Below are 9,687 nucleotides of genomic sequence, written 5' to 3' on the forward strand. Positions count from 1 at the left end.
TTGGATATGGCGAGGAAACCTCGCCATCCCTCGACCGCTTTTTCCTCTTGAAAGAAGAGGCTTTAAACCTGAATTATTTAAGTAATAATTAATAATTAATAATTAATAATTATTCGGTAATAAGTAAGGAACGGAAATTAAATAAGATCGGGAAATTCTGGTTTATGCTGATGAAACCTCTTGAGCGTAATTAATTTTATCCGGTTTGATTTTGTTCTAATTTCTAAGTAAGTAAGAGCAATGTTTTTAACTATTCTAGGCATGAAGCGTGACTACTCCCCTACTCCATTCACAAAATTATTGGCTCAAAGGTTGGTCTACTAAGCTTCAAAGATGGTATAAGCAAATCTAATAACTGGTCTACCACCTGGTTCCAAGTAAAATTTTGGACTACCCATTGAGGGCCGACTTTACGGGCCTGTTCCCGAAATAAAGTTTTTTCAATTACTGTTTGCATTAAGTCAATCAGATGGTCTTGTTCTGGCAGAACAAACCAAAGATTTTCCCCATCTTTAGTATGATTACTCTGGAGCTTACTATCAATTGCTAAGGCAAAGTCAGGGTGAGTAAAATCATCTGTGGGGCCACCTTTTGTACAAATAACAGGTAAACCACAAGCTACAGCTTCCAATACTGGCAAATTAAATCCTTCTGCTAAATAGGGAGAAACATAAGTATCAGCAATCTGATAAAGTTGGGCTAGCTCCAGAAAAGAAAGAGTTTGACCAAAATAAATAATTCTAGATTGTATTCTTTCCATCTCTATATCTGTAAGTGCAACTTTGCCAGCTTTAGCAATAGAATCTTTAGAAGGAAAAATAGCATCCCTACCTTTAAGGATGAGTTTAGTATTTGGATAACGCTCAACAATAGTAGCAAATGCTTTGAGTAAACGCCCCACCCCTTGACTACTGTTGCACATCAACCCAACGTTGAGAAAAACAAAACAGTTATCAATGCCCAATTTTTGGCGCAGGGTATTTCTCTTATCTATTGGTAAAGGATGATAAATATTGGGGTTGACACCGAGAGGTACAACCGCAACCCGACTTTCCTCAGCGCCACTGCGAATAAACCCCTCTTTTGACCAGTGGGAGGGAGTGATAATAATCGTATCTGATTGAGAATGAGCCTCTGTAAAGGAGTTTACACCCATTCCTTGAATAATAGATTTGGTAACCATGCCCCACTCCGTACAACCAAAAATTGCTGTGCGGTTGCTTGTTGAGGAATTTAGATTAAAGGGAGCATACATCCGTAATGTAGCATCTGCTTGTTGTTGTGGTGATGGGGTGGGGATGTTGCGTAATGCTATTTCTGCATTTTGGGGCAATAAATCTATGACAGGTTGCCAGCTTTTGCTAATGTATGGTATATCCCTATGGTAAATTTGCAGTTGGGGTCGCTTGAGCATTTCTAGTAGTTGGAATTGATTGACGATCGCGTAGGAGTGGGGTAAAAAACGCCAACCTTCAATAATTATATCCAATGGGTTATTACTCCTAAATCTTTGGGTGTTTTGCTAATTAGGTAGGAAAAATAATACTGCAAATAGAGCTACAGCAAGTAATATTATGTCTGGTAGAATCCGTATTATATATTGTAAAGTTTGAATAAGTAAGAAGTAACAAGGTTTGAAATAAGGAACAACTTAAGTCTTGGTAAATATTTCCTAAATGTTTATAGGTTCCCATACCACAGGATATGATATAAATTTTACTAAACTCTTAGCTCTTCTAGCTTATTTTCAAAGTTAACTTTATTTATGACCAAAAATTAGGTCAATAGCCTCTTCTTGGATCTATCCCTTACCCATAAGTCTTATAAGCATTGCAGGGTGGGGAGTGTGGGGAAATGGTTTAAGTTGCTAGTCAGAGTTGGCAAATCGTGAAATTACCTTATTCACTTTTAGTCACCTCTGTCCTAGATATGAGAAATGGCAGGTTTGTCTTCTCTTCCCCCTTTTCCCCCTCTCCCCTATCCTGTAAAGAATTCAAGAGATGTGGGTAAAGCATAGCTTCTTGGATAGGGGATGAAAAAAATCAACTTCAGTATTTCCAGCTTCTAGCTTCAGTGTTCGGTACTGTTTTGCTTTCCCATCTCTGTTTCGGCTGTCGCCGACATGAAAAACGCTACGAGAAATATTTGCGGAGCATGAACTAACGGTACTTTAGCAAAAAATCTGTCAATAATAGCATAAAACCCTTATACAGTCAAGGTTTTACCGAAATATTGTGGTTTAAAGCCTCTCCTTTTACAGCGGTTTTCATATTAATAAACCACAATGATACTGACTCCTTACTCATTACTCCTTACTCATTACTCCTACAACAGTTTTGTGGTCTACTCAACTGAAAAGCGCTGTAAGGGGATAATAAATAACAATTTTCCTCTTCGTCAATCCTATCTGTTTCAAGGAGAAGTAATTCTCAATTCTCAATTCTCAATTGTTGAGATTTAATTAACCTATTCCATGATATATCTAGGTTTGAGCCATTTCTAGTGTGTTGATGTATTTCCCTTACCCCGATTAGCTTTAAAGGGATTTTTGCTGCGAAAAATATCAAAGTACCACTAAGGAAAAAAGGCAGTTTCCGCCCTAGCAGGCTAACTGAAATGAGGAGTTTAGTAAAGTTTGTGATTTTTGAGATTTTTATTCTCTGGTTTTCTCTCCAAATCGTAATTACACTGTAGACAATTTTTATCGCTATTACTTTCAGAATAATGTTAAGATAGTTAATAATCATGCGATAAAAATTATATTTTATTTGCCTTATTTGCCATTTTTTCTGGGTGCAGGTGCTAGATTTAGATAGTGTACTTTATTGGTTAACTTTAGTAATAAGTTATCTCCAATCTGCTGTTAATTTAGGTTGGTTATGCTCCAAGTAAATCTAGATACATTTGTGATAGGTCATTTACGATTATTAGAATAAGTTATCAATTTTAGCTAATCAAGAACTGTAGAGGAGTTTCCATGAATCAGAACAAAGAATACACAATTATGATTGTGGATGATCAAGAAATGAATCTTAAACTCATGTCTAATTTATTAACAATATCTGGCTTTAATGTCATAGTAGAAGAAAATGGAGAAATGGCGCTTGAAAAGCTAAAAAATGAATTGCCAGATTTAATTTTGTTAGATGTACTAATGCCAGGAATTAATGGTTTTGAAATTTGTCGCCGTTTGCAATCTTCAGAAACAACTAAAAATATTCCTGTTATTTTTATGACTTCTATTTCTGAATCTGAGGAGAAAATAAGAGGTCTAAAATTAGGAGCGGTAGACTATATTATTAAACCTTTTAAGGCAGAAGAAATTTTAGCAAGAATTAATATACATATACGCTTACAACAGGAGATAAAAGAACGGACTCAAGCAGAAATTGAATTGCAAAAAGCCAAAGTTGAATTAGAAGAAAGGGTAAAAGAAAGAACTGCCGAACTTTCTCAATCTCTAGCCAATCTACAACAGACTCAAATTCAACTGATTAAAAGTGAGCAAATGTCTAGTATTGGTGAATTAATTACTGGTATTGCCCATGAACTTAATAATCCAGTTAGTATAGTTGTTGGAAATATTACTTTAGCTGAAACATATCTCCAAGCAATTATAAATCACATAAAACTATATCAACAGCAATTTCCTCAGCCTGGTTCAACAATTGAAGAAGATGCGGAAAAAATGGATATAGATTTTCTGATTGAAGAATTACCTAAAATGTTATCTTCTATCAAATTAGCTAGCGATCGGATTAGCGAAACGAGTGTATCATTGCGAAGTTTTGCTAGGGCAGATAGTATGTCTAAAGTCCCTTTTGATATTAATGATGCAATAGAGAGTAACCTGAAAATTTTACAGCATAGATTGAAAGCTAATCATCAGCGTCCAGAGATTGAAATTGTCAAAAATTATGGAGATTTACCGAAGATTAATTGTTATCCTCATGCTTTAAATCAAGTGTTTATTAATTTGTTAGTAAATGCTATTGACTCTTTGGAAGAATATAATAATAAAAAAAATCGAACTTATGATGAAATTTTGCAAAATTCTAATCGGATTACTATTACTACTTCGGTTATTCAATCCGATGAAGTAGAAATTATCATAGCTGATAATGGATTGGGAATGCTCGCACATCTCAAAGATAAACTTTCTGAAGTTTTTGAAGGTGCAAAACCTGGTAATAAAATAAATAGGTTAGGCTTGTCTCTGAATCATTTAATTATAGTAGAAAGGCATAGGGGAAAGTTAGAATGTAATACTCTTCCTCAACAAGGAACAGAGTTTGTAATTAAGTTACCAATTTAAAGAAGAAAAACAATTATAAATAATTATGAAATTATTTTTATTTTAATTCAAATAAATAGACTCTTAATCACTTAGTCAAATGATAATTTGAGGATTTATTCTCAGTTCTAATTAATCGCTATTTTTGACCAATTGTTTACTTAGTATAATTTGATATAGCATTTCTCAGTCTAATGAGGTATAGTTATATTTATTTGTATTTGTATTTCTATTTCTCTTCCCTGTTCCCCGTTCCCTAAAACAATGAATGCGCGTACCTTACCAGTATGGGAAATGCTATATGAGATATACACTATAAAAGGATTCCGTCTGAAAAAATGTGTAATTAATTTTGTGTACCTGCTAATACCAGTTGAATAAATGTTTGCTTCAATATAATTATAAGTCAGGACTTAGGAACAATAGTCTGTAAATATTTTTTAGTAAGATAAAACTCTCGTTGTACTCAAACAAATATTTTAAGTATAATATTTCTATTTTATTATTTGTAACATTCTGTTTTAAACCTTGCTACGAAGAGGAAACAGAGAACAGGAAACTATAAAATTATTACTCATAATTTAGGATTACTATATTGTTATGTTAAACTTAAATCAAAAAACTTCAAAATTAAGAAAGTTAAAGACAGAAAGTAAAGACAGAAAATAAAAATGTATGATCTAACTCAATTTGGTCTCAGAGATATGTCAGAATGTGGGCTAGTTTTACGCCAGCTCGGTAAAAATACTAATAGCACAGAAGAAGTAAGTAACAAAGTTATTAAATATATTTACGAGAATATAGTTAGTAAAAATACTCAGGAAAAATCCTGTGTGTTAATCCGAATGTTTCAAACTATTCCATATGAAAAACTAACCCCTGAACTGCAAGAATATGCTTCTAAACTATTAAATAATCAACCAGTCAATCCCAATCTAAAATGCTTAACTTTACTGGCTACTGCCGGGGAAAAACCAGAATGGAACTTACGACAAAAATCTTCTGGGCATCAAGCAATTCCTTTAGCAAATAAAGAAGCGATCGCTAAAATTCCGATGATATCAAGGCTAATTCAACAATTAGGATTAGATCCTGGTCAAGTGTTAGAAGCAGACCCAAATTTATTGGCTGACTTAGAGCAAAAAATGTACAACATATTCTATGTACCTGATGCTTTGGGTAGTCCTTATATTCCAGCCCAAGAATCATTTGTAATTCCTTTTAATGTTAAATCTGTAATTGGATTTGGAGGTTTATTACCTTCAGGAAATATGTTTGTAGTTTTAATGTTTTTGAGAGTTAAAGTGCCAAGGGAAACAATTGATTTATTAAAACCATTAGCATTAGCTGTAAAAATGACTCTTTTGCCCTTTGACCAAGGTCAAATTTTTTCAGATTGCCAAACTCAAAAAGTTAGTCAGAAGGAAGAAATAGATAAAGATAAAATTATTGAACAGCTCCAATCAGAAAATGCAGCATTAAATCATTTATTAGATGTATCGGAAAAATCCACATTAATTCAATCTGAACGTTTAGAAAAAGCTCTCGCAAAACAGCAAAAAATTCTAGAAAAACTCCAAGTAACTCATGCTCAATTGCTACACACAGAAAAAATGTCTAGCTTAGGACAAATGGTAGCTGGTGTCGCCCATGAAATTAACAACCCTATTAACTTTATTCATGGAAATATTACTCCAGCTCAAGAGTATATTCAAGACATACTAGAATTGCTAGAGATATATCAACAACAATATCCTCATCCTACAGCAGAAATTCAAAACAAAATAGCAGAAATTGACCTTGATTTTGTCAAGAAAGACCTTGATGGAATTATAGACTCTATGAAGATAGGAACAGAAAGGATTTATGAAATAGTTAAGTCAATGCGTAATTTTTCTCGGTTTGAAAAAGCAGAAATTAAACAAGTTGATATCCATGAAGCAATTGATAGTACATTGATGCTTTTAGATAATCGTATTCAAGGCAAAACTTCTTCTCCAAAAATAAAGATAATTAAAGAATATCAAGAATTACCATTAGTAGATTTTTGTAGTGGTCAACTTCACCAAGTATTAATGAATATTTTGAGTAATGCTATTGATTCACTAGAGGAATATACGAATCTGCGCACACCAATAAAAGTTAGGAAAAATCATAATAAAATTAAAATTTGTACTAAAGTTTTAAATGACGAGTGGGTGTTAATTTCTATTGCAGATAATGGTTTTGGTATGACTGAAGAGGTTAAGAAAAAACTATTCGATTCCTTCTTTACAACTAAACCTTCAGGTAAAGGAACTGGGTTAGGGCTATCCATTAGTTATCAAATTGTTGTGGAAAAACATGGCGGAAAGCTATTATGTAATTCTCAGCCTGGAGAGGGAGCAGAGTTCATAATTCAGATTCCTATTAGTCAGAAAGTTCTTCAAATAGCATAAAATAGCATAGTAGATAACTAATTTTGTAAGCATTTGCTGTGGAATGCTGCGCAAACAGCCAGCTTCCTGCGGAGGAACTTCGTTAACAGCTATTAGCTGTCAGCTATTAATTTATTGTTTTCAAGAAAAAATCATAGTTGAAAGATTGAGCAAAAATTAAAAGTTTTTGTCAAAAGGTATTAGATAATCTTAATCATTAATTACTTGGTGCAGGTTTATTAACAAAGAAAAACTGTTTGGGTAGGACTCCGGAGGAAAGGCGAGCCACCTAAATATTTACCTGATTTTTATCTAGCAATTGTTCTAGTCTTACAGTAAGCATTCAGCTATTAGCAGTCAGCTAGCTTTCTACAGAGGAACTGCGTTAACAGCAATGAAAATGAAGCATTACAGCTAAAGTTAGCTGATGCTTTTGCTGTTACCCAGACTTTTAATTCTCGCTCCACCTCAATTTTAATTCTTCCTCCAAATGCAATAAAAGAGGAACGCTGAGAGCTGTTAGCGTTTCGTTGCGCAACATGAATGCGTAGCATTCCGCAGGAAAGGAAAGCTCCTCTGGAAAGATGCAACTCTTCTGTTTCGCTGCGCGTCATCTTTCCGCTGTCGCGGACATGAATGCGGAGCATTCCCTATACGAAAAAGCGTAGCTCCTCCGTAGGAGGCAAGAGGCTAGCTGACGGCTGTTTGCACAGCATTCCGCAGGAAATGCTTCGTATTACAGCATATTTCAGGTATATGAAGTATGGTAGAAGTAGCTTTAATACGAATTTTGTTTAAGATATAGAATTAACCTTTGATTTTTGTTAAATAAATTTACCATAATGGCTGTACAACATTTACATGGAATTAGATTGTAATAGAGCTAAATGAAATCTATTTGTGACTCTAACTGCAATCTGAGAATTACATTTTTATTTGGCGAGCTTGGATAAGAGCATTAGTTATTGACCAAATAGTTAATAAATTATCGGGAATTATAGCAGTCGTAATTACAGCAGTTTCGGAGTTAGTGAGGTACAAAGTTTTATCACTTTAGCTCACGGGGTGAAGAGAGATTACTCTTCAAGTGTACCTCACCATCCTCAAAAGTGCTGTAATGTTAGAAAATTTGAGAATTTTTTTGCCTTAGTTACAGGAATGATTTAACTTTGAATTTTTGAGTTTATTGTGGATACTCTAATCTAAGTTTTGATATTTACCCTTGGCAATTAGAAGTAATAAAAATATTTTTATATTGCTAATTTCTATTATCTACTTTATCTAAAATATGTAAAAATTATTTAAGTAAAATTAAATTTTTATTAAATTCTATAACTAAAAATCTAAAGATCGAGGAAAATAAAAGTAGATAATATTATTCGGATTTTATAAATGAATTTACCAAGTAATACCATCAATATTTCACAAATAGCTTGATATCTATCAAGTGAAATAATTGCTTGAAATTGATGTAATACCAAATTAAAAAAATAATGATAAGTACGTAGGCGCGAATAAACCTAACTATGTAACGAAATGTTGATGCACCTCATACCCTTGAGATTGCTTCCTTCCACTCCGTTCCAGTCGCAATGACAGTTGTAAATTTTCTTACCTACCTACTTACATTAACATGGCTTTAGGAGCGAGTGGCTACTCGCTCCTAAACTAAATACTCTAGTATAAATCAATGAAAAGGATATTTCGGATTTCAAGCCTCCGTTCAGCTAGAGGTAAGCTGAGAATCATTTAGATTTTATATTCTCTGTTGCTTGTTACCTGTGACAAAAATTGGATATCTGGTTTAAATGCTAAACAACTTACTGATAAATTAAATCACTGTCTTAAGTGCATCTTAGATTCTAAGGTTACTTCAGAATTGCGCACTTGGTTTTGAGTTCCGTGAGACCATATAATATTATGCAAAATTCCTCTCTTGAAACCTTGGGTGTACCCCCTAATGCGTGGTCAGTTGATGAAACAATTGTAGATATTACCCGTCCACCTCTTCCTGTCAAACCAGTTGCCATTAAAACTGAAACCAAAAGCATTAACTTAGATTTAGCTAAAACAGCAATTCTAGTTATAGATATGCAAAATGACTTCTGCCATCCTGATGGTTGGTTAGCTCACATTGGCGTAGATGTGACACCTGCAAGATCTCCTATTCAACCACTGATAAATCTTTTACCAAAGTTGCGATCGCAAAACGTTCCGATCGTTTGGTTAAATTGGGGAAACCGCCCCGACTTACTGAATATCAGCGCTGGGTTACGCCATGTCTACAACCCCACAGGAAAAGGTATAGGTTTAGGCGATCCACTACCAAAAAATAAAGCTCCCGTACTCATAGAAGGAAGTTGGGCAGCAGCAGTTGTGGATGAGTTGGAGCAAAAACCAGCAGATATTCGCGTAAGTAAATATAGGATGAGTGGGTTTTGGGATACCCCCCTTGACAGCATCCTAAGAAATATTGGCAAAACAACTCTCTTGTTTGCTGGAGTGAATGCAGATCAATGTGTAATGGCAACGTTACAGGATGCAAATTTTCTTGGTTATGACTGCATTTTAGTTTCTGACTGTAGTGCAACTACTTCCCCTGAATATTGTTGGCAAGCTACTCTTTATAATGTGAAACAGTGTTTTGGGTTTGTCACAAATTCTTTGGCAATTGTAGAAGCTATAGCGCAAGTCAAAAATCAGTAGTGGCAAATGGCCATTCGCCCCTAGAAGTTAAAAGTAATCTATGACTGAGCTTTTCCTGCGGAAATTCTCCGCAAACATAACTTACCCAATTATTAATTATTAATAATTAAATAATTCTGGTTTAAAGCCTCCCCTTTTAAGGGGAAAAAGCGGTCGAGGGATGGCGAGGTTTCCCGCTCTTGCAGAGCCGCTAACGCTTTTCATGTCGGCTCTTAGCCGAAACGCCATATCCAATCGACCAAGAGAAAAGTGCTAGGATATTTCCTTATA

The 9,687-nt window shown here is 34.4% G+C and carries 5 protein-coding genes; 3 read left to right on the forward strand and 2 right to left on the reverse strand.

Translation table 11 applies throughout. From position 1 onward, the window contains the following. Positions 1-289 precede the first annotated feature (289 nt). Positions 290-1,489: a glycosyltransferase gene (locus tag ACP6PL_RS31160; protein ID WP_426549256.1), complete on the reverse strand. Its 1,200-nt coding sequence runs from the start codon at positions 1,487-1,489 to the stop codon at positions 290-292. A 1,488-nt stretch (positions 1,490-2,977) separates the two neighbouring features. Here ACP6PL_RS31160 and ACP6PL_RS31165 point away from each other — a divergent pair. Beyond that, on the forward strand, positions 2,978-4,315 hold the full coding sequence (locus ACP6PL_RS31165) for a hybrid sensor histidine kinase/response regulator (protein ID WP_426549257.1): 1,338 nt from the start codon (positions 2,978-2,980) through the stop codon (positions 4,313-4,315). 650 nt (positions 4,316-4,965) lie between these two features. Continuing rightward, on the forward strand, positions 4,966-6,732 hold the full coding sequence (locus ACP6PL_RS31170) for a sensor histidine kinase (RefSeq protein WP_426549258.1): 1,767 nt from the start codon (positions 4,966-4,968) through the stop codon (positions 6,730-6,732). 329 nt (positions 6,733-7,061) lie between these two features. Here ACP6PL_RS31170 and ACP6PL_RS31175 read toward each other — a convergent pair whose 3' ends face one another. Then, positions 7,062-7,325 (reverse strand): hypothetical protein, encoded by a 264-nt coding sequence (locus ACP6PL_RS31175; protein WP_426549259.1) that lies wholly within the window; start codon positions 7,323-7,325, stop codon positions 7,062-7,064. A 1,306-nt stretch (positions 7,326-8,631) separates the two neighbouring features. Here ACP6PL_RS31175 and ACP6PL_RS31180 point away from each other — a divergent pair. Continuing rightward, on the forward strand, positions 8,632-9,417 hold the full coding sequence (locus ACP6PL_RS31180; RefSeq protein ID WP_426549260.1) for a cysteine hydrolase family protein: 786 nt from the start codon (positions 8,632-8,634) through the stop codon (positions 9,415-9,417). Positions 9,418-9,687: the final 270 nt, after the last annotated feature.

Source organism: Dapis purpurea BLCC-M126 (genome assembly GCF_050015975.1).
In the GTDB taxonomy this organism is placed as follows: domain Bacteria; phylum Cyanobacteriota; class Cyanobacteriia; order Cyanobacteriales; family Microcoleaceae; genus Trichodesmium.

What these genes read in the sequence shown, in the direction of transcription:
- ACP6PL_RS31165 (WP_426549257.1), top strand. Translation starts at nt 2,978, where the DNA reads ATGAATCAGAACAAAGAATACACAATTATGATTGTGGATGATCAAGAA.
- ACP6PL_RS31170 (WP_426549258.1), top strand. Translation starts at nt 4,966, where the DNA reads ATGTATGATCTAACTCAATTTGGTCTCAGAGATATGTCAGAATGTGGG.
- ACP6PL_RS31175 (WP_426549259.1), bottom strand. Translation starts at nt 7,325, where the DNA reads ATGACGCGCAGCGAAACAGAAGAGTTGCATCTTTCCAGAGGAGCTTTC.
- ACP6PL_RS31180 (WP_426549260.1), top strand. Translation starts at nt 8,632, where the DNA reads ATGCAAAATTCCTCTCTTGAAACCTTGGGTGTACCCCCTAATGCGTGG.